The organism is Streptomyces sp. NPDC041122 (genome assembly GCF_055592445.1).
Map to the genome: position 1 here is coordinate 293,995 of NZ_JBVIYQ010000010.1, position 20,523 is coordinate 314,517.

A 20,523-nucleotide genomic window follows, 5' to 3' on the forward strand; every position below is an offset into this window, starting at 1 on the left:
TGCACTCCTCGTACTACAGGTGTCGGATGGGGTTACCCGGCCATACGACTGGCCTGCTACGAAGAGCGCGTCGATAACGGACAGCCACACAAAAAAGTGCGGCCTCCCTCGCCGAGCAACTTCTGAAGTCTACTCGGCCGGGAGGCCACACCCAAAAGGATCTTTACTGCTCCTCGAAGAGGCTCGTCACCGAACCGTCCTCGAAGACCTCACGCACCGCGTTCGCGATCGTCGGAGCGATCGACAGCACCGTGATCTTGTCGAGCTCCAGCTCACCCGGCGTCGGCAGCGTGTCCGTGAACACGAACTCGCTCACCTTCGAGTTCTTCAGCCGGTCCGCCGCCGGACCCGACAGCACACCGTGCGTCGCCGTCACGATGACGTCCTCCGCACCGTGCGCGAACAGCGCGTCCGCCGCCGCGCAGATCGTGCCACCCGTGTCGATCATGTCGTCCACCAGGACACAGACGCGGCCCTTGACCTCACCCACGACCTCGTGGACGGTCACCTGGTTCGCGACGTCCTTGTCACGACGCTTGTGCACGATTGCCAGCGGCGCGCCCAGACGGTCGCACCAGCGGTCCGCCACCCGCACCCGGCCGGCGTCCGGAGAGACGACCGTCAGCTTCGAACGGTCCACCTTCGCACCCACGTAGTCCGCCAGGATCGGCAGCGCGAACAGGTGGTCCACCGGACCGTCGAAGAAGCCCTGGATCTGGTCCGTGTGCAGATCGACGGTGAGGATGCGGTCCGCGCCCGCCGTCTTCATCAGATCCGCGATCAGACGCGCCGAGATCGGTTCACGCCCACGGTGCTTCTTGTCCTGCCGCGCGTAACCGTAGAACGGCACGATGACGGTGATGGAGCGGGCCGACGCGCGCTTCAGCGCGTCGATCATGATCAACTGCTCCATGATCCACTTGTTGATCGGAGCGGTGTGGCTCTGGATCAGGAAGCAGTCGGCGCCGCGCGCCGACTCCTGATAGCGGACATAGATCTCACCATTGGCGAAATCGAAGGCCTTCGTCGGCACGATGCCGACACCCAGCTTGTGTGCGACCTCCTCGGCCAACTCGGGGTGGGCGCGGCCGGAGAAGAGCATCAACTTCTTCTCGCCGGTCGTCTTGATCCCGGTCACAGCACTGTCTCCTCAGAGAGTTCTTCCCGCTGCCGTACTCACGCGTCCCGGTGCGTCGAGTCGGCCGAATGTGCACCTATCACGGTACGCCGTGTCAGGCGCACCTGTTTCCGGTCAGCTTTCGCCGGCCGGCTCCCGGGACGCCGCCTCCGCCGCCTTCGCGGCCGCGCTCCCCGGACGCTTACGGGCCACCCAGCCCTCGATATTCCGCTGCTGGCCCCGCGCCACGGCCAGCGAACCCGCCGGCACATCCTTCGTGATCACGGACCCGGCAGCGGTGTAAGCACCGTCCCCGACCGTGACAGGAGCCACAAACATGTTGTCCGAACCCGTACGACAGTGGGACCCCACCGTCGTGTGGTGCTTCGCCTCACCGTCGTAGTTCACGAACACGCTCGCCGCGCCGATGTTGGAGAACTCACCGATCGTCGCGTCCCCCACGTACGACAGATGCGGCACCTTCGAACCGTCACCGATCGACGCGTTCTTCATCTCCACATACGTACCCGCCTTGGAGCGCACCCCAAGCCGGGTACCCGGCCGCAGATACGCGAACGGGCCGACACTCGCCTGCTCCCCGACCTCCGCGCTGTACGCGACGGAATTGTCCACCCGCGCCCCCGCACCGACCCGGGTGTCCGTCAGCCGCGTGTTCGGGCCCACCTCGGCGCCCTTGCCCACGTGCGTCGCCCCGTGCAGCTGCGTGCCCGGATGCACCACCGCGTCCCGCTCGAAGGTGACGCCCGCGTCGACCCACGTGGACGCCGGGTCCACCACGGTCACGCCCGCCAGCATCGCCTCCGTCAGCAGCCGGTCGTTCAACGTGCGCCGCGCGGCGGCCAGTTGCACACGGTTGTTGATGCCCGCGATCTCCTCGTGGTCCCCGGCGACGGCGGCACCGACCCGGTGCCCGGCCTCCCGCAGGATCCCCAGGACGTCCGTCAGGTACTCCTCGCCCTGACTGTTGTCCGTACGCACCTTGCCGAGCGCCTCGGCCAGCAGCCGCCCGTCGAACGCGAACACACCGGAGTTGATCTCACGGATCGCGCGCTGCGACTCGGTGGCGTCCTTGTGCTCGACGATCGCCGTCACCGAGCCGTTCGCCCCGTCCCGCACGATCCGGCCGTAACCGGTCGCGTCCGGCACCTCGGCGGTCAGCACGGTCACGGCGTTCCCGTCGCCGTCGTGGGTCCCGGCGAGCTGCCGCAGCGTCTCACCGGTCAGCAGCGGGGTGTCGCCGCAGACGACGATCACGGTGCCGTCGACGGCACCGCCCAGCTCCTCGAGGCCGATCCGTACGGCGTGCCCCGTGCCGTTCTGCTCGGCCTGGTAGGCGGTGCGCACCTGCGGCGCGATGGTCCCCAGGTGCTCGCGCACCTGCTCGCTCTGGAAACCGACGACGGTCACGAGCTGCTCGGGCGAGAGCGCGGATGCGGCGTGCAGGACGTGCCCGATGAGGGAACGGCCACAGATCTCGTGCAGGACCTTGGGGAGGTCCGACTTCATACGGGTGCCCTCACCCGCTGCGAGGACGACGACGGCTGCCGGGCAGGTTGCGCTCACGGGGGTGCCCTTCGGCTTCGGATGGCGTGGGGTGCCTGGTGGGGTGGACATCCGCAGGATACCGGGGCGTTGGGGGGTGGAAATGAGGGCGGGTCCTGACCGTGCGGTCAGGACCCGAACTTAGGCTCCCCCGCCAGGGCTCGAACCTGGAATACGGCAGTCAAAGTGCCGGGTGTTGCCAATTACACCACAGGGGATGGCGGGGGTAGCCTACGCGGTCCGCCGCTCGGCCTCCACCACCATGCCAGACCACCAGCCTTCGATGCGACGGTACAAGTCGGCTCCTTGCGCGACGCGGATGACCAGGCAGCCGCGGTAGTTCTCGCCCACGTTCTTGCGGAGCGTTTTGGGGTTGTGCTTCTTGACGGTCGTCTTCTGGAATGCCGCTGCGTCGACGCCGACGACGTCGGCCCAGAAGCGTTCGGCGCTTTCGGTGTCCGCCGTCATGTGAATCATGACTCGGTACCGCAGCCGCTCAGGCGCGACCCCGAGCAAGCTCAGCCAGGCCAGGTAGAGACGGATGACGCCAGGGTCGCTGTTCACGAAGGTGACCGTCTCGCGGCGGGCGTATTCCTTGTCCTTCGTGCCTTCTGCCCAATAGAGGGCCACCCCGGCCATCATGAGCTCACGGTCCGACATGTGCGCGATCTCCCGCCTGGCGGCCTCTTTCACGCGCTGCCGCATCTCATCCCGCACCGCCAGCTCGTGCTCCCACCGTTTCCGTGCCGCCAGCTTCGCCTGCTCGTGCGGGTTGCGCCGCTCCGGCTTCGGCAGATCCCGTACCCACAGCGAGATCGAACTCTTGGAGCACCCCAGCTCCAGCTGGATCTGGTCGTACGTGAGCCCCTTGAGGCGCAGCTCTCTGGCCTGCTCGCGGAGGTCGTCCTTGGCGTTCGGCCGCTTCGTCCACTCCGGCGGCGGCTCGCCTTCCAGCAGGCGGTTCAGGATGTCGTTGTTGTCGACGTGGATGCGGTCCCGGATCTGGCGGCGGCTCAGTCCCTCGCGCCGTAACGCCACCGCCCTCTCCCGCAGCCCCTCGAAGTCCTCGTACTTTCCCCTGGATGCGCCCCTGCCGGGCGTGATCTCCGTCATGGGTCGACCGTCGTCCGGAATGCGGACGTCCGGCGGGAAAGCGGGAAGGGTTCAACAGTTCGAGGGATACCGGCAGGTTTCGCTTCCGGTCGAACACGGCGTGTGCTGGATCACCGAGCCGGAAACTCGCCGGAAAACCGGGGCGGAACGCCCGTACGCTGGAAGGCATGACCTTGACGGGGGACGACCGCACCACGGCCATGACCGGGCCGTGGTGGTGGGAGAGGTGGCGCGGGGCCGCGCTGGACGTGGGGCTCGCCGCGGTGTCCGCGGCGGAGTGCGGGGTGGAGGGTGTGACCTTCGCGCGGGACTCGGGGCTGCCCGCCCCGGTGGGCGTCGTCTTCGGCGTGCTCGCGGGCGCCGCCCTGCTGATCCGGCGGCGCTGGCCGGTCGCCGTGGTACTGATATCGATCGCGATCACGCCGGCGCAGATGGGCGTCCTGCTGACCGTCGTCGGTCTCTACACGCTGGCCGCCTCGGAGCTGCCGCGGCGCATCACCGGCGCGCTGGCCGGCATGTCGATGGCGGGGACGCTGATCGTCGCGATGGTGCGGGCCAATCAGGACATGGCGGAGGGCAGTCCGTCGATCGCCAGTGAGTTCATCCCGTTCTTCGCGGTGACCGCCGCGATCGGGGTGACGGCGCCGCCGGTGCTGCTGGGGTTGTACGTGGGCGCGCGGCGCCGGCTCGTGGAGGGGATGCGGGAGCGGGCGGACAGCTTGGAGCGGGAGCTTCAGTTGCTGGCGGAGCGTGCGGAGGAGCGGGCGGAGTGGGCGCGGAACGAGGAGCGCACGCGGATCGCGCGGGAGATGCACGACGTGGTGGCGCACCGGGTGAGTCTGATGGTGGTGCACGCGGCGGCGTTGCAGGCGGTGGCGCGGAAGGATCCGGAGAAGGCGGTGCGCAACGCGGCGCTGGTGGGGGACATGGGGCGGCAGGCGTTGACGGAGTTGCGGGAGATGCTCGGGGTGTTGCGGACGGGGGACGGTTCGCGGGGGGCGAAGTCTGCTGAGCCGTTGCCTTTGGCGGCGGTGGGGGTGGCTGCTGCCGCGGCGGCGTCGCGTGCGGTGGATGAGGACGGGCCGTGTCTGGCGGAGTTGGAGGAGTTGGTGGGGCAGTCCCGTGCGGCGGGTATGGCGGTGGATCTGTCGGTGCAGGGGGAGCCGCGGGACTGTTCGGCGGATGTGGAGCAGACCGCTTATCGGGTGGTGCAGGAGGCGTTGACGAACGTGCACAAGCACGCGGCGGGCGCGAAGACGTATGTGCGGTTGGCGTATCGGGGTGCGGAGATCGCGATGCAGGTGGAGAACGAGCCGCCGCCGGAGGCGGGTGGTTCGCAGGATGCGCGGTTGCCGAGTGGTGGCAATGGTCTGGTGGGGATGAAGGAGCGGGTCGCGGGGCTCGGTGGGGTGTTCGTGTCGGGGCCGACGGACGGTGGGGGTTTCCGGGTGTCGGCGGTGTTGCCGGCGGCGGCGTAGCGGGGGGCGTTACGCGGGTTTGGTGCCGGCGGAGAGCCGGGTGGGCTGGGCGCCGGTGACGAGGGTGGCGAGGGCCTGGTCGATGTGGGCGCCGAGGAAGTAGTCGCCGCTGTGGTCGAGGCTGTAGACGCGGCCTTGGGTGTCGATGGCGAGGAGTGCCTGGTTCTCGGGTTCCTCGCCGATGGGGCAGACCTCGGTGTCGAGGGCGCGGCCGAGGTCGCCGAGGGTGCGGGCGAGGTGGAGTCCGTACATGGGGTCGAGGTGGATGGTGGCGGGGGCGATCTGGCGGCCGGGGCCTTGGGGGGTGATGTGCAGGCCGCCGAACTCGGCCCAGGCTTCGACGGCGGCGGGGAAGACGGTGTGCCGGTGGCCCGCGGGGGAGGTGTGGCGGCGCAGGGCGTCGGCCCAGATCTCTGCCTGCTTTATGTCCCAGTGGCCGGGGCGCCAGCCGGCGGCGCGCAGGGCGGCGTCGACGGGGACGGGGAAGCGGGTGCTGGTGCCGGTGGCCGGTGCGGCGGTGGTGGCGGGGTGTTCGGGGTGCATGGGGGTGGCCCTTGTTCGGTCGTTCGGACGGTCGTGGGGGTCCGCGGTGACTACGGGACCGGCGGCCGGTGGTCGGTGGCCGGTGGCCGGTGGCCGGTCAGGCTTCGGTGGTGGTGGGGTCGACGACGCGGACGCCGAAGTGGGCCGTGAGGGCGGTGCAGGAGCGGCAGGGCTGGGCGAAGCCGCCGTGCAGGGGGTCGCCGTCCTCGCGGATGCGGCGGGTGGTGAGTTTGGCGTGTTTGAGCGCTTTGCGGGCCTCGCCGTTGGTCATGGGCCTGCGTGCGGCGCGCTTGGAGCGGCCCGCGTCGGCCGCGGTGAGGTGGCGGGAGATGAGGATGGCCTCGGCGCAGCGGCCGGTGAAGCGTTCGCGCTGGCCGCTGGTGAGGGTGTCGAGGAAGTCCTGGACGAGCGGGTGGAGCGTGGGGGGTTCCTCGCCACGGCCCGCGGTGCAGGTGAGGGTGGTCTGGCCGCGTACGGAGAGGGCGGCGGCGACGGTGGGCAGGATGCCGTCGCGGCGCTGGCGGAGGATGGGCGCGTGGGCGGCGGTGGTGCTCCAGCCGACGCGTGGGTCCCCGGTGTTCGGGGTGGGGATGGTGGCCGGGCCGCGGCCCGGGTCCCGGGTGGCCTCGGTGTCCTCGGTGGCGCCGGGTGCCGTGGTGGTCGGCGCGTGGCCGGGCAGGCCGCTGTGTGCTGTGTGCATTGGTGCTCTTCCCTCCCCCTGCTCGCGGTCGTCACCGCGTGTGCCACGCCCCCGCGTCGCGGAGGACAGCCTGCCAAATGGGGCGGGTGGTGCGGAAGCTGGGGCACTGCGACACGCCTGGCTTTCCGTCGGTTTCGTCGCAGGGTGACGGTCCGGTGGCTGGTGGTCATGGAACCGGAGGCCCGGTGACCGGTGTCGTCCTTACGCATAGGCTGTGTCGGCATCGCAGTACGAGATGTGGAACCAGATGCGCAGGAGTGGGCCGGTTCCGCGGCTCGGTGCACACGACAGAACCAGAACCTTCCACAGTGCCGCAGGGGGCAACCGCCATGACGACAGGTCGGCTGGGGCAGCAGTCCGCGCCGCCGAACGCGGCGTACGCCGGGCAGGTCGTGCACTTCCCGGATCCGGTCCGTGCCGCGCGCCATCCCAGAGGGGTACGGGTGGATGAGCGCGGTTATCCGGACTTCTCCGCCTATGCGCGTGCGGCGGCCGAGATCGCGGAGCCGCCGGAGGGTTTCGGCGTCGACGAACTGCGGCTGACGGACTACGTGTCGGCGAACGCGGCGTCGGCGGCGGCGGGTCACGAGCTGTGGGAGACGATCCCGGCGGTGGCGACGCCGCACGGCTGGACGTGGCACCACGTGCCGGGCAGTCGCCGGCTCGAGCTGGTCCCGGTCGAGGTGAAGGCGCTGCTGCGGCATCACGGCGGGATCGCGACGACGTCGGTGGACCAGGACAAGCGCGGGACGCGCCCGCTGCAGGAGACCCGTCCGGCGCACTTCGGTCTGCCGAGGGCGACGGTCGCGGTGACGGAGCAGCAGGTGCAGGGGGTGGAGGAGGATCTGGGGTACCGGCTGCCGGGTGCCTACCGCTCCTTCCTGAAGGCGGCGGGCGGCTGCGCGCCGGTCGGTGCCGCGCTGGACGCGGAGTTGGGCCTGCTGGTGGACCAGCCGTTCTTCACGGTGCGGGACGAGGCCGCGGTGAACGATCTGGTGTACGTCAACAAGTGCCTGCGCGATCACCTCACCAAGGACTATCTGGGTGTCGGTTTCGTGCAGGGCGGTCTGCTGGCGGTGAAGGTCAAGGGTGACCGGATCGGGTCGGTCTGGTTCTGCGCGTACGACGACGTGCGCGACCAGGACGCGTGGCCGCCGGCGGAGCGGGTGCGGCGGCTGCTGCTGCCGTGCGGTGACGACTTCGACGCGTTCCTGTCCCGGCTGGCGGGCAATCCGCCGGAGCTGGAGACGGTGGCGAACCTGATGGTGGACGGTGGCTTCGCGCACGCCGTCCCCGTGTCCTCGGGTGGGGAGTGATGTGGCGATGGTGACGTTCGCGCAGGCGCAGGACCGCGCCGAGGAGTGGGTCAACGGCGATGTGCCCGGCTATCAGCACCGTGAGGTGCGGGTCCGGGAGTTCGACCTGGGTTTCGTGGTGTGGGCGGAGGACCGGGAGAACGGTCCGGTGTCCGACGGCGGCGCGCAGCGGCTGGTCATCGCGCGGGACGGCGGTGAGGCGACGCTGTGGCCGGGGCTGCCGGTGGGTGAGGTGATCCGTCGGTACGAGGAGGAGTACGGGGTGCCGGACGCGGCGCCGGAGGACGCGGTGCCGGCCCCGCCGGAGCGGGTCGACCTCAATCAGACGTCGTTCCTGTTGACTCCTCCGGAGTGGCTCCAGGAGGCGGCGGACAAGCTGGGCATCCCGGACCGGCGGTCGGAGTCGGAGTCGGGGTCGGGGTCGGGGGCGGAGGCTGGGGCTGGTTCGGCCGAGGCTGAATCCGAGTCCGGGTCCGGGTCCGGGTCCGGGTCCGAGCCGGACTCTGGGGCGGGGGCCGGTGTCGGGGCTGCGGCTGCCGCGTCGGCCGACGGTCCGGTGGGTGACGGTCCGGTGGGTGACGACGCCCCGGACCCGGCCCACGCTTCTGCTTCTCCTTCTGTTTCGCCCGGTGTGGCTGCCGCTCCCGGCGGCGGTACGCCGTGGCCGGTGGCCGGTGGGTCCGACGACGAGCCCGACCGTGAGGACGACGGCGTGCCGTCGACGTCGCCGGGTGCGCCCGCAGGGGCGACGCCGTGGGCGGGTACGGACACCAACGCCGACGGGGGCGAGGACCACTCGGTGCCGCTGCCCGCGACGGTGTTCGCGCCGCCGCTGACGGGCCTGGACGAGAACGACACCCCGCCTCCGGGTGTGGCGCCGGACGCCAAGACGGCGCTGATGCACGGGGGGAGCCAACTTCCGCGGACGGCGCTCGCGCCGGCCCTGGGCGACCCGGCGTCGGGTACGGGTGCGCCGTCGGCGGGCGAGCAGGCCGGCCCCGCGACTCCGGGTGCGCCCGGAGTGCCCGCAGGCCCGCCGCCGAACGCGCCGCAGCCGCCCACGGGTTCACCGCTGCCGCCGCCTCCGGGTGCCGGGGGGCCGCACACGTACGGCTACCCCCAGGGGCCGGGCGCTCCCGCCGGTTCGACGCCGCCGCCGGGTGCGGGGGGTCCGAACGCGTACGGGTACCCACAGGGTCCTGGCGCTCCCGCCGGTCCGCCCGCCAACTCCCCGCAGCCGCCCGGTGGTTCGCCGATGCCTCCGCCCTCGGGTGCCGTGGGCCCGAACGCGTACGGCTACCCGCAGGGTTCCGGCGCGCCTGCTGGTTCGACGCCGCCTCCGGGTGGCGGCTTCCCGCAGGGGCCCGGTGTTCCTGCTGGTCCGCCTGCCAACTCTCCTCAGCCGCCCGGTGGTTCGCCGTTCCCGCCACCCGCTGGTGCCGGGGATCCGCATGCGTACGGTTATCCGCAGGGTCCCGGCGCGCCCGCTGGTTCGACGCCGCCTCCGCCCGGCAACTCACCGCAGCCGCCTGCCGGTTCGCCCCTGCCGCCGCCCGCGGGTGCCGGGGGCTCGAACGCGTACGGCTACCCGCAGGGTCCTGGCGCTCCCGCCGGTCCGCCCGCCAACTCTCCGCAGCCGCCCGCCGGTTCGCCGATGCCCCCGCCCGCGGGTGCCGGGGACATCGCTGATGCCGCCACCAGCAAGGCGGAGGCCCCGCCCCGTGGGCCGCGTGCGAGCGGGGCCGGTACGCCGCCGCCTCCCGGACCGCCCGGTGTGCCCGGTGCGCCCGCCGGGGTGACGCCGCCGCCCTCCGCTCCCGGTGCCCCCGGCGCCCCGGCCGGGGGTTACGTGCCGACGCAGCTCGTCTCCTCCCTCGGCCCGGACGGACAGCCGCCGGCGGCCCCGCCCGCTCCGGACGCCCCCGGTACGCCTCCGGGCGGTGTGCACCATGCCGCGACGATGCTGGCCGACCCCAGCATGGGCGGTCCCGGTGGCCTGAAGCCGCCGGGGGCCCCCGGTGCTCCGGGTGCCCCCGGTGCCCCCGGTGCCCCCGGTGCTCCGGGTGCCCCTGGCGCACCCCAGCCCCCCGGCCCGCCCGGCGCTCCCGGTACGCCTCCGGGCGGTGTGCACCATGCCGCGACGATGCTGGCCGACCCGAGCATGGGCGGCCCCGGCGGTCTGAAGCCGCCGGGTGCTCCCGGTGCTCCCGCTGCCCCCGGCGCACCCCAGCCGCCCGGCCCGCCCGGTGCCCCCGCCGGCCCCGGCACCCCGCCGCCCCCCGGCGGCGACGTCCACCACGCCGCGACCATGCTGGCCGGACCCGCGGTCGGTGGTCCGGGCGGACCCGGCATGCCCCCGCCGCCCGCGGGGATGCAGCAGCCCGTACCCGGCGTACCCGGCGCTCCCGGCGCGCAGCCGTTCGGCGGTCCGCAGCCGCCCGCCGGGCAGCCCACCGTCGGCCCCGGCTACCAGGCCGTGCTGCGCTACCGCGCGGCCGACGGGTCCGAGCAGCAGCTGATCCGTCGCTCGGCGCCCGGCACCCCGCACCCGGAGTGGCAGATCCTGCACGAGCTGCGCGGCATGAACGTGCCGCCGCAGCAGGTCCTCGAACTCCACACGGAGCTGGAGTCGTGCGAGCTGCCGGGCGCGTACTGCGCCCGCATGATCCGCGAGACCTGGCCGCAGGCGCGGATCACCTCGATCGCCCCGTACGGCAGGGACCACGCCTCGCGCCGGCAGGGCATGCAGCAGCTGCTCGCCCACCAGGGCGAGCTGCACCAGGTCGCGGACGGCCCCGCCCGGCCCGCGCCGGTGCGGGCCCCGCTGCAGCCGATGCCGCCGGTCCCGGCGATCCCGCCGGAGGGCGTCGCGCAGGAGCTGGCCGCGGCGTTCGGTCCCGGTCTCTTCCGGTTCGACCAGCGCGCGGTGTCCCGGCAGGGCGTGCCGGACATCGTGGCGCACACGCTCGTCGTGGCGGGGCTGCCCGTCGACTTCGGGCCGTTCTTCTGGGCGCAGGCCCAGCCGGGGCGCCCGGTGCCGACGCTGGCGGAGCTGGCGCAGGAGCGCGGGGTGCAGCCGGCGTCCGACGCGGGCTCGTACCTGGTGATGGGCAGCGACTTCGGGCGTGCGCTCTGCGTCCAGTACGGCACGGCGAACATCGTGGCCGTGCCGGTGGAGGCGGGTCCCGGTGGCGCTCCGGTGCCGCCGCAGTTCGTGAACACGGGGCTGCCGGAGTTCGCGCGCTGCATGGCGCTGCTCGGCCGGATGTGGCGGCTGCGCTTCGGGCTCAATCAGGAGCAGGCGGGCCGCTGGACGGTCGACTTCCAGAACCAGCTGGCCGCGCTCGACCCGGCGGCGCTGGCGTCGCCGGAGAGCTGGTGGTCGGTGCTGCTGGAGCAGATGTGGGACGGGCTGCTGTAGCCCTGAGCCGTGCGTGCCCGCCGAGGCGCCCCATCCGTGTTCCGGGTGAGGCGCCTCGCCCATTCGGGGCGTGCGACGCATCGCACGTCGCCCCGATTCCGACTTCTGGCGCCAATTGGCGCATCCTTGACCGGGTGAGGTGGGCGGAGTGTTGCGTTATGAGCGCTTCCGCTTGATCCATCAAGATGTGCGCCAATCGTGCAGTACACGCGTGGTCCGTCGGAGAGGGGATCCAAGGATGAGCAGCAGCGGTGCACCGTCGTCGCCGCACGGCTTCTTCACCGGACGGGGGCGCGGTTACCGTCCGGCGCAGGTGGAGGCGTACGTCGCCGGGCTTTCCGAGGAGCGGGACGGGGCGTGGGAGCGGGCCGCCCGGCTGACCGTCCTGGCCAGGGACATGGAGGTGGAGGCCGAGCATCTGCGGGACGCGGTGGCGCGGCTCGCCCCCCAGACGTACGACACGCTCAGTGAGCGGGCCCGGCAGATCCTGGCGCTCGCCGAGACCGAGGCCGCCGCGGTGCGGGAGGCCGCGCGGGCCGAGGCGCAGGAGTTGACGGAGGCGGCCGAGGCCGGGGCGCGGGAGGCGCGGGACGCCGCGCGGGCGCACGCCGAGCAGGTCGGGGCCGCGGCGGAGGAGTGGGCCGGGCAGCGGCTGCTCGCGGACCGGGCGACGGCGGACGAGATCCGGGTCGGCGCGCGGCGGGACGTGAAGGCGTGGCGGAGCGAGGCGCTCGGCGCGCTGCGGGAGATGCGGCAGCGGTGCGAGGACCTGCTCGGCGAGCAGGAGAAGGAGCAGGCGGAGCGGTGGGAGGCGGCCGGGCGGGAGGCCGCGGAGCGTGAGGCGGCGTCGGACGCGCGGGACGCGGAGCGGATGGCGGCCGCCCAGGCGCGGCTGGCCGAGGCCGAGCGGGCCTACGCGGAGGCGGAGGAGTCGGCGCGGCACCGGCAGGAGGACGCGGAGGCGCGGGGTGCGGAGCTGGTCGCGGAGGCGGGGGTGCGCGAGGAGCGGCTGGTCCGTGAGACGGAGCGGATACTGCGTGAGCACGGCGAGCGGTGGGACGAGGTGCGGGCGCACATGGACCACGTACGCAGCAGCCTCGCCACGCTGACCGGTCGCGCGCCTGCGGAGGAGGCCCCGTAGGACGGGCCCGCGGGGGCCCGCTGGGGTTGTGGGTCTCGGCAAGTGCGGTGACGGCGCGGTGGGTTACGCGGTGTCGCCGCTCTCCTGGAGTGCGGGTTTCTCCTGGAGTACGGGGAAGCGCCGCGGCGCCAGGAGGAGCAGGACGCACAGGGCCAGGACGGCGGCGCAGCCCGCCCCCAGGTACACCGCGTCCACGGCCGCGTCGACGGCGCGGCGCAGCGGTTCGGGGTCGGTGAGGGCGCCGGGGTCGTCCAGGACGCGGGCCACCGAGTCGAGCGAGCCGGACCCGCCGAGCCGGGCGCTGATGACGCCGTTGGCCACCGCCCCGAACAGGGCGGCGCCCAGCGTCTGGCCGATCTGCCGGCAGAACAGCACCGAGGCCGTGGCGGTGCCGCGTTCGGCCCAGCCGACGGTGGACTGGACGCCGACGATCAGCGGGAGTTGGAAGAGCCCGAGGGCGGCGCCGAGCAGCAGCATGAGCAGGGCGGGCTGCCAGGCGGTGCCGGGGTAGGGCAGCAGGGGGAAGGTGAACAGGAGTGCCGCGGCCGCCGAGATGCCGGTGACGGCGGTGTTGCGGAAGCCGATCCTGCGGTAGACGTGCTGGCTGAGCGCGGCCGAGACCGGCCAGCTCAGCGTCATCACGGAGAGCACGAACCCGGCGGCGACGGGGGCGAGTCCGAGGACGGACTGCGCGTACGTGGGCAGGAAGACGGTGGGTGCGACCATCAGCAGGCCGAGCGCGCCGAGGGCGAGGTTGACCGCGGCGATGGTGCGCCGGCGCCAGACCCAGCCGGGGATGATCGGTTCCGCGGCCCGGCGTTCGACGAGGACGACGACGGCGATCAGGGCGAGCCCGGCGGCGAAGAGGCCGAGGGAGGGCGCCGACAGCCAGTCCCAGGCGACCCCGCCCTGGACGAGGGCGGTCAGGAGCGTGCCGCCGCAGGCGAAGACGGCGAGCGCGCCGGGCCAGTCGACGCGGCCGCGCGGCACGGCGTCGCGTGCGGGTTCGTGCAGGTGGCGCACGATGAGCCAGAGCGCGACGACCCCGATGGGCAGGTTGATCAGGAAGATCCAGCGCCAGTCCGCGTACGAGGCGATGAAACCGCCGAGCGCCGGTCCCGCGACGGACGAAGTGGCCCACACCGTCGACAGTTTGGCCTGGATCTTGGGGCGTTCCTTGAGGGGGTAGAGGTCGGCGGCGAGGGTCTGCACGGTGCCCTGGACGGCGCCGCCGCCGAGGCCCTGGACGACGCGGAAGGCGATGAGCGACTCCATGTTCCAGGCGAGCGCGCAGAGCACGGAGCCGAGCAGGAACAGGACGCAGCCCGCGATGAGGACGGGTTTGCGGCCGAAGGTGTCGGAGAGCTTGCCGTAGACGGGCAGCGTGACGGTGGCCGCGAGGAGGTAGCCGGAGAAGAGCCAGGAGAAGATCGAGAAGCCGCCGAGTGCGCCCACGATCTGCGGGACCGCGGTGGAGACGATCGTGGCGTCGACGGCGGCCAGCGCCATGGCCAGCATCAGCGCGGCGACGACCGGGCCCCTGCCGCGCGCCGGGCCGGGGGCGGTGCCCGCCGCCGCGCCGGGTATCGCCCCTGGTGTCGCGCCGGGTGTCGCGTCCTGCGTGCCCACGGAAATCCCTTCCCCCTGCAACCAGTTGCTGCGGGTCACCTTCTCACCCGGTCCGGGGTGGAGGGCAGGGTGGAGGCGACCCTGAGACGATCTCCACCGGCGGGTGGAGATCCCCTAGGGGTACCTCCGTACAACGGACCGGGGAGTGTTCGTCCCGCTGGAGGATGAGGCGGGCCCGGACGGTCCTTAGATTGGCTTTACGAGCCGGGCACGGGGCCGGCTCGGACAACCACACCACCGGGGGTGGGGTTTACCCCACCGGAAGAGTGCGCTGAGCACCAGCGCGCCGGACCCCTCACGGGCCCGAGACTGAGACCCGAAGGCGCACCGCACGAGACCGTGCGTGCGCCGCACCCACCGAACCCGCGGCGCACGCACACCCGACGCCTCGCATGACCGACATAGGAGACTTACCGTGACAACGGCTGTGGCAACACCCAGGCACGGGGGCACTGGAGGACGCACGGCCGTAGCGGCACGGGCGCGCCAAGTGGTCAAGGCGTACGGCTCCGGGGAGACCCGAGTCGTCGCGCTCGACCACATCGACGTGGACATAGCCCGCGGGCAGTTCACCGCGATCATGGGTCCCTCGGGCTCCGGCAAGTCGACGCTGATGCACTGCCTCGCGGGCCTCGACACCGTCAGCGCCGGGCAGATCTTCCTGGACGAGACCGAGATCACCGGTCTGAAGGACAAGAAGCTCACCAAGCTGCGCCGGGACCGGATCGGCTTCATCTTCCAGGCGTTCAACCTGCTGCCGACCCTGAACGCCCTGGAGAACATCACGCTCCCGATGGACATCGCGGGCCGCAAGCCCGACCGGGCCTGGCTCGACCAGGTCGTGGAGACCGTGGGCCTCGCCGGGCGCCTCAAGCACCGCCCGACCGAGCTCTCCGGCGGCCAGCAGCAGCGCGTCGCCGTGGCCCGCGCCCTCGCCTCCCGGCCCGAGATCATCTTCGGCGACGAGCCGACCGGCAACCTCGACTCCCGTGCCGGAGCCGAGGTGTTGGGCTTCCTGCGCCGCTCGGTGACCGACCTCGGCCAGACCATCGTGATGGTCACGCACGACCCGGTCGCCGCCTCCTACGCGGACCGCGTGCTGTACCTCGCCGACGGCCGGATCGTGGACGAGATGCACCACCCGACCGCCGACCAGGTCCTGGACCGCATGAAGTCCTTCGACGCGCGGGGGCGCACGTCATGACCGTCCTCAAGACCTCGATGCGCAACTTCTTCGCGCACAAGGGACGCATGGCGCTCTCCGGGGTGGCCGTCATCCTGTCGGTGGCGTTCGTGTGCGGCACGCTCGTCTTCTCCGACACCATGGGCGCCACCTTCGACAAGCTCTTCGCGGCCACCTCCGCCGACGTCACGGTCAGCCCCAAGTCCGCCGGGAAGGCGGGCGAGACGCCCCGCAGCGGCAAGCCCGAGTCCCTGCCCGCCTCCGTCGTGCGGAAGGCGGAGAAGGCCGACGGGGTACGGGCGGCCGAGGGCGCGGTCAGCAGCCAGAGCGTCACCGTCGTCGACGCCGACAACAAGAACTTGGGGCCGACCAGCGGCGGCCCGACCATCGCCGGCAACTGGACGCGCAACGACCTGCGTTCGATGGACATCACCTCGGGCCACGCCCCGCGCGGACCCACCGAGATGATGGTCGACGCCGACACCGCCGACAAGCACGACCTCAAGATCGGCGACAAGCTGCGCACCGTCACCGCGGCCGGCGACCACACCGCGAGGATCTCCGGCATCGCCACCTTCAAGGTGACCAACCCCGGCGCCGCCATCTTCTACTTCGACACCGCCACCGCCCAGCGCGAACTCCTCGGCGCCACCGGCCGGTTCACGCACGTCAACCTCACCGCCGACGCGGGCGTCAGCGACACCCGGCTGAAGGCGGACGTCGCGAAGACCCTGGGCAGGGCGCCGTACGACGTCAGGACGCAGCAGGAGACCGCGGACGACAACCGCGACTCCGTCGGCAGCTTCCTCGACGTCATGAAGTACGCGATGCTCGGCTTCGCCGGGATCGCCTTCCTCGTCGGCATTTTCCTCATCATCAACACCTTCTCGATGCTGGTCGCCCAGCGCACCCGCGAGATCGGCCTGATGCGGGCCATCGGCTCCAGCCGCAAGCAGGTCAACCGCTCGGTGCTCGTCGAGGCGCTGCTGCTCGGCGTCTTCGGCTCGGTCCTCGGCGTCGGCGCGGGCATCGGCCTCGCCGTCGGCCTGATGAAGCTCATGTCCGGCATGGGCATGGAACTGTCCACCGGCGACCTCACCGTCAACTGGACGACCCCCGTGGTCGGCATGGCCCTCGGCATCGTCGTCACCGTCGTCGCCGCCTACCTGCCCGCACGCCGGGCCGGCAAGGTCTCGCCGATGGCCGCGCTGCGCGACGCGGGCACCCCGGCCGACGGCCGCTCCAGCGCCCTGCGCGCCATCCTCGGCCTGGTCCTCACCGGCGCCGGCGGCTTCGCCCTGTACACCGCGTCGCAGGCCGACAAGGCGAGCGAGGGCTCGCTGTTCCTCGGCGGCGGCGTCGTGCTCACCCTCGTCGGCTTCGTCGTCATCGGCCCCGTCCTCGCCTCCGGCGTGGTCCGCGTCATCAGCGCGGTGCTGCTGCGGATGTTCGGCCCCGTCGGACGGATGGCCGAGCGCAACGCGCTGCGCAACCCGCGCCGCACCGGCGCCACCGGCGCGGCCCTGATGATCGGCCTCGCGCTGGTCGCCTGCCTCTCCGTCGTCGGCTCCTCGATGGTCGCGTCGGCCACCGACGAGCTCGACAAGTCGGTCGGCGCCGACTTCATCGTCCAGCCCACGCAGCCCGGCGTCGCCATCACGGAGAAGGCCGCCGCGGCCCTCGGCAAGGCCGACCACATCGCGCACATCACCCGCTACAAGCAGATCGACGCGGACCTGACCACGCCCGCGGGCAAGACCGTGGACGACGTCGGCCTGAGCGCCGCCGACCCCTCCTACGCCGCGGACCTGCGCCGCGAGACCACCGCCGGCAAGCTGTCCGCCGCCTACGGCCCGAACGCCATGTCGGTCGGCGACGCCTTCGCGAAGAAGCACGGCCTGAAGGTCGGCGACGAGCTGAAGGTCGCCTTCGACCACGGCAGGACGGCGAAGCTGCGGCTCGCCGCGGTCACCTCCGACGACACCTCCGTCGACAAGGGGGCGATGTACCTCAACATCACGACGATGGAGAAGTACGTCCCCGCCGACCGCATCCCGCAGAACGACATGATGTTCGCCTCGGCCGACAAGGGCCGACAGGACGCCGCGTACGCCTCCCTGAAGCACTCCCTGGAGAAGTACCCGCAGTACAAGGTGATGGACCAGACCGACTTCAAGCAGACGCTGAAGGACCAGGTCGGCCAGCTCCTGAACATCGTCTACGGCCTGCTCGGCCTCGCGATCATCGTCGCGATCCTCGGTGTGGTGAACACCCTGGCCCTGTCGGTGGTGGAGCGCACCCGGGAGATCGGCCTGATGCGGGCGATCGGCCTCTCGCGCCGCCAGCTGCGCCGCATGATCCGCATGGAGTCGGTGGTCATCGCCCTCTTCGGCGCGCTGCTCGGCCTCGGGCTCGGGATGGGCTGGGGCGCCACCGCGCAGAAGCTGCTCGCCCTGGAGGGACTGAAGGTCCTGGAGATCCCGTGGCCGACGATCATCGCGGTCTTCGTCGGGTCGGCGTTCGTGGGCCTGTTCGCCGCGCTGGTCCCCGCCTTCCGGGCCGGCCGGATGAACGTCCTCGACGCCATCGCCACCGAATAGCCACCGCCACGGGGGTGCGGGGGACCCGGCCCCGGCGAGCGCGCACAGCGCCCGCCGGGGCCGGCTGCCGTCCGCACCCCCGTGGCGGGGTCAGTCCCGGCGCAGCAGCACGTACCCGTAGGCGGTGTCCTCCAGGACGTACCGCGTGCCGGGATGCAGGGTATTGGCGTACTTGACCGGGTCCTTGGTCCAGCCGTCCCGGACGTCCAGGGCGACGTAGCGGGGGACGACCGGGCGGGCCGCGCCCACCCAGAAGACCCGGGCGCGCGAGGTCAGCCGGCTGATCGGCCCGATGTTCGCCTCGACCGTCGCCCCGTCCGGGATCCGCCTCAGCATCCGGTCCACGGCCGCGACCCGCCCGCTCTTCTCGTACGTCGCCGCCTCGGTGACGCCCGCGAGCGGCAGCGCCGTGGTCAGGGCGAGCGCGGCGGCCGCGGCGCAGGCCGGGAGGCGGTCGGCGTACCGGCGCAGCCAGCCCCGGCCGGCGCGGCGTGCGGTGTGGGCGGCGTCGGCGAGGGCGAGCAGGACGACCGGCATCAGGACGGCGCTGTAGTGCCAGTCGGTGCCCCAGTAGTGGTCGTCGCCGGAGAGGAAGCGCCAGCCGAGGGTGGGCAGCGCGATCAGGAGCAGCGGGGAGCGCAGGGCGAGCAGCCCGGTGGTGGGCAGCAGCAGCCAGAGCAGGGTGCGCAGCTTGGTGCCGGTGCCGTCGAAGATCCCGGTGCCGCCCGTGTCGCCGACCTTGTCCCAGTAGTCGTACGCGCCGACCGAGTTGAAGGCCGGGATGACCAGGGTGAGGGTGACGAGGGTGGCGGCGGCGCCGAACGCGGCGACGCCGAGGGCGTAGGGCAGGGCCTTGGGGTCGGTGCGCCGGCAGCGGATGGCCACGACCACCGCGATGGCCGCGAGCGTCACTCCCAGGTCCTCCTTGACGAGGACGAGCGGCAGCGCCCAGAGCAGGGCGGCACGCCACCGCCGGCGCAGCAGTGCCTCCAGGGAGAAGGCGATCAGCGGGAGCGCGAAGCAGATCTCGTGGAAGTCGAAGTCGACGGCGCGCTGGATGCCCCACGACAGCCCGTACGCGACCCCGACGGCCGCACCGGAGCCGCGCCCGAGGAGCCGGGTCGCGGCGCGGGTGACGGGGACGACGGAGACGGCGATGAGCAGTGCCTGCGCGACGAGCAGCGTCACCGGCGAGGGGAAGAGCCGGTAGACGGGGGCGAGGAGGGCGGTGATGGGGCTGAAGTGGTCGCCGAGGATGTTGGCGCCCGGCCCCTTGAGGTCGGCCACCGGCGCCCGCAGGTGGGCGTAGGCGCGGACGGCCTGCTCGAAGATGCCGAGGTCCCAGGAGCGGCTCTCCAGGCGCCGGTAGCGGCCGACGGAGACGATCGTGTACGCGGCGAACAGGGCGGCCGCGAGCAGCAGCGGGGCGCGGTCCCAGAGCCGGTCGGACCTGGTGCGGGTGGTGTCGGCGGGTGCCGGGCCGTTCGCGGTGGCGGACGGGGTCCGGTCCCGCCCCGGTATGAGCTCGTCGGCACGCTCCGGGGCGGTGGCGTCGGGGTGGGCTCCGGGCATGGGATGGCTTCCTGGTGAGGGTGCGGGGGCGGGGGCAGGTCTCGGGGCGGGTCGGTGGGACGTACGGGCGGCGGGTCCTGGATCCACCCCTCAGCCTCCCGTGTCCGTCGCGGTGGCCGTCGGCGGGGTCGTCGCAAGGGCGGTGGGCGTCCGGGAGGCCGGGGGCGGGCCGGAGGGGGTCGGGGTCGTGGCCGGTGGCGCGTCCCGCCCGGCGGACGCCCGGCCGGAGGGCGTCAGGGGCGGGGAGGTCCGGGTGGTGGGCGTCCGGGGAGAGGGCGAGCCGTCGGTGCGGGAGGACTCCGGCAGCGAGGCCGACCGCGTGGGGCTCGGGGGCGCCGCGGGGCCGACCGGCGTGCCGCCCCGGCCGAACTGGGCAGCGGCGAGCGCGGTGCCGCCGGAGACCAGGCACACCGCGAGCGCGGCGGCCACCGCGTGGACGCGGCGCCGGCGGCGGGCGCCGCGCTCGCTCACCTGTCCCGCGGGCACCGGCGCGGCGGCCAGGGCACCCGCGTCGGCGGCCCGCTTCAGCGCGCCGGCGAGCCGGTCGTCGGCCGGGGGCTTGGGCTCAGTCACGGTGCTCCTCCGGGGTGAGCGCGTCGTCGAGGTGCGGCGCGAGGGCCGCCCTGGCACGGGACAGATGGGACTTCACGGTCCCCGCCGCGATCCCGGTCTCCGCGGCGACCTGCTGGACGGACAGGTCGCACACGTAGTGCAGGACCGCTACCCGCCGCTGCCGCTCCGACAGCCGCCGCAACGCGGCGACCAGCGCGACCGTCCCGGGGTCCGGTGCGGGCGCGGCGCCCGGCCGCTCCCCGTGGTGGCGCCGCCAGGCGTCCGCGGACCGGCCGCGCCGCCGCCACCGGCTCACCGCGAGGCGCCACGCGACGGTCCTGATCCACGCCTCGGGCCCGGCGTCCCGCTCCAGGCGGGAGCGGCGCGCCCAGGCCCGCACGAAGGCCTCCTGGACCACGTCCTGCGCCTCGTGGAGGTCGCCCGTCATCAGATACACCTGCCCGACCAGCGGTCTCACGGAGTGCGCGTAGAACGCCTCGAACTCCTCGTCGGTCACGTGGTCTCCAGATGCGTGCGGTGCGCGTGCGGGGTGCGCGGCGTACCGCGATCGTGCGGGGGTCGTCCTGCGCGGGGG

Annotated in this window: 15 protein-coding genes and 1 tRNA gene; 6 read left to right on the forward strand and 10 right to left on the reverse strand. The window is 72.9% G+C overall.

Annotated features, from left to right (window positions below):
* Positions 1–163 precede the first annotated feature (163 nt).
* The 4 genes from ACZ6B8_RS32460 to ACZ6B8_RS32475 form a co-directional block, all read right to left on the reverse strand.
* A complete protein-coding gene (locus tag ACZ6B8_RS32460; RefSeq protein ID WP_125513234.1) occupies positions 164–1,138 on the reverse strand; it encodes a ribose-phosphate diphosphokinase in 975 nt (324 codons plus the stop codon).
* Positions 1,139–1,252: 114 nt separating this feature from the next.
* Positions 1,253–2,701, reverse strand: coding sequence for a bifunctional UDP-N-acetylglucosamine diphosphorylase/glucosamine-1-phosphate N-acetyltransferase GlmU (gene glmU / locus ACZ6B8_RS32465; RefSeq protein WP_471609522.1), 1,449 nt, complete (start codon positions 2,699–2,701; stop codon positions 1,253–1,255).
* A 125-nt stretch (positions 2,702–2,826) separates the two neighbouring features.
* A tRNA-Gln gene (locus tag ACZ6B8_RS32470) sits at positions 2,827–2,898 on the reverse strand.
* A gap of 13 nt (positions 2,899–2,911) precedes the next feature.
* Complete coding sequence (locus ACZ6B8_RS32475) at positions 2,912–3,793, reverse strand: hypothetical protein (protein ID WP_471609523.1); 882 nt, start codon at positions 3,791–3,793, stop codon at positions 2,912–2,914.
* Positions 3,794–3,960: 167 nt separating this feature from the next.
* On the opposite strand from ACZ6B8_RS32475, the gene ACZ6B8_RS32480 reads away from it, so the two are divergent.
* Positions 3,961–5,271 (forward strand): sensor histidine kinase, encoded by a 1,311-nt coding sequence (locus tag ACZ6B8_RS32480; RefSeq protein WP_471609524.1) that lies wholly within the window; start codon positions 3,961–3,963, stop codon positions 5,269–5,271.
* A 9-nt stretch (positions 5,272–5,280) separates the two neighbouring features.
* Here ACZ6B8_RS32480 and ACZ6B8_RS32485 read toward each other — a convergent pair whose 3' ends face one another.
* Together ACZ6B8_RS32485 and ACZ6B8_RS32490 are read right to left on the reverse strand one after the other, a co-directional pair.
* Positions 5,281–5,814 carry an SUKH-3 domain-containing protein gene (locus tag ACZ6B8_RS32485; RefSeq protein WP_471085713.1) on the reverse strand — a complete coding sequence of 178 codons (534 nt, stop codon included), beginning with the start codon at positions 5,812–5,814 and terminating at the stop codon, positions 5,281–5,283.
* Positions 5,815–5,911: 97 nt separating this feature from the next.
* Positions 5,912–6,514 (reverse strand): YwqJ-related putative deaminase, encoded by a 603-nt coding sequence (locus tag ACZ6B8_RS32490; protein WP_471085715.1) that lies wholly within the window; start codon positions 6,512–6,514, stop codon positions 5,912–5,914.
* Positions 6,515–6,843: 329 nt separating this feature from the next.
* Here ACZ6B8_RS32490 and ACZ6B8_RS32495 point away from each other — a divergent pair, with 329 nt between their 5' ends.
* The 3 genes from ACZ6B8_RS32495 to ACZ6B8_RS32505 all read left to right on the forward strand — a co-directional run bounded on the left by ACZ6B8_RS32495 (position 6,844) and on the right by ACZ6B8_RS32505 (position 12,392).
* Positions 6,844–7,830 carry an SMI1/KNR4 family protein gene (locus tag ACZ6B8_RS32495; protein ID WP_471085718.1) on the forward strand — a complete coding sequence of 329 codons (987 nt, stop codon included), beginning with the start codon at positions 6,844–6,846 and terminating at the stop codon, positions 7,828–7,830.
* A 7-nt stretch (positions 7,831–7,837) separates the two neighbouring features.
* Entirely contained in the window at positions 7,838–11,251 is a 3,414-nt protein-coding gene (locus tag ACZ6B8_RS32500) for an SUKH-4 family immunity protein (protein WP_471609525.1), read from the forward strand.
* A 238-nt stretch (positions 11,252–11,489) separates the two neighbouring features.
* A complete protein-coding gene (locus ACZ6B8_RS32505) occupies positions 11,490–12,392 on the forward strand; it encodes a cellulose-binding protein (RefSeq protein WP_471085724.1) in 903 nt (300 codons plus the stop codon).
* A 63-nt stretch (positions 12,393–12,455) separates the two neighbouring features.
* Here ACZ6B8_RS32505 and ACZ6B8_RS32510 read toward each other — a convergent pair whose 3' ends face one another.
* The gene (locus tag ACZ6B8_RS32510; protein WP_471086043.1) at positions 12,456–13,979 is read right to left on the reverse strand and encodes an MFS transporter; all 1,524 of its coding nucleotides are present in this window, start codon (positions 13,977–13,979) and stop codon (positions 12,456–12,458) included.
* Between the two features lie 457 nt (positions 13,980–14,436).
* Between ACZ6B8_RS32510 and ACZ6B8_RS32515 the strand changes: the two genes are divergently transcribed.
* Together ACZ6B8_RS32515 and ACZ6B8_RS32520 are read left to right on the forward strand one after the other, a co-directional pair.
* A complete protein-coding gene (locus tag ACZ6B8_RS32515; protein WP_471085727.1) occupies positions 14,437–15,225 on the forward strand; it encodes an ABC transporter ATP-binding protein in 789 nt (262 codons plus the stop codon).
* Positions 15,222–17,804: an ABC transporter permease gene (locus ACZ6B8_RS32520; protein WP_471609526.1), complete on the forward strand. Its 2,583-nt coding sequence runs from the start codon at positions 15,222–15,224 to the stop codon at positions 17,802–17,804. The genes ACZ6B8_RS32515 and ACZ6B8_RS32520 overlap by 4 nt, the downstream gene beginning before the upstream one ends.
* Before the next feature lie 90 nt (positions 17,805–17,894).
* On the opposite strand, the gene ACZ6B8_RS32525 is transcribed toward ACZ6B8_RS32520, so the two are convergent.
* The 3 genes from ACZ6B8_RS32525 to ACZ6B8_RS32535 all read right to left on the reverse strand — a co-directional run bounded on the left by ACZ6B8_RS32525 (position 17,895) and on the right by ACZ6B8_RS32535 (position 20,445).
* Positions 17,895–19,376 (reverse strand): DUF2079 domain-containing protein, encoded by a 1,482-nt coding sequence (locus ACZ6B8_RS32525; protein WP_471609527.1) that lies wholly within the window; start codon positions 19,374–19,376, stop codon positions 17,895–17,897.
* 90 nt (positions 19,377–19,466) lie between these two features.
* Positions 19,467–19,949, reverse strand: coding sequence for a hypothetical protein (locus ACZ6B8_RS32530; RefSeq protein ID WP_471609528.1), 483 nt, complete (start codon positions 19,947–19,949; stop codon positions 19,467–19,469).
* A complete protein-coding gene (locus ACZ6B8_RS32535) occupies positions 19,942–20,445 on the reverse strand; it encodes a SigE family RNA polymerase sigma factor (RefSeq protein WP_471609529.1) in 504 nt (167 codons plus the stop codon). The genes ACZ6B8_RS32530 and ACZ6B8_RS32535 overlap by 8 nt, the downstream gene beginning before the upstream one ends.
* Positions 20,446–20,523 lie beyond the last annotated feature (78 nt).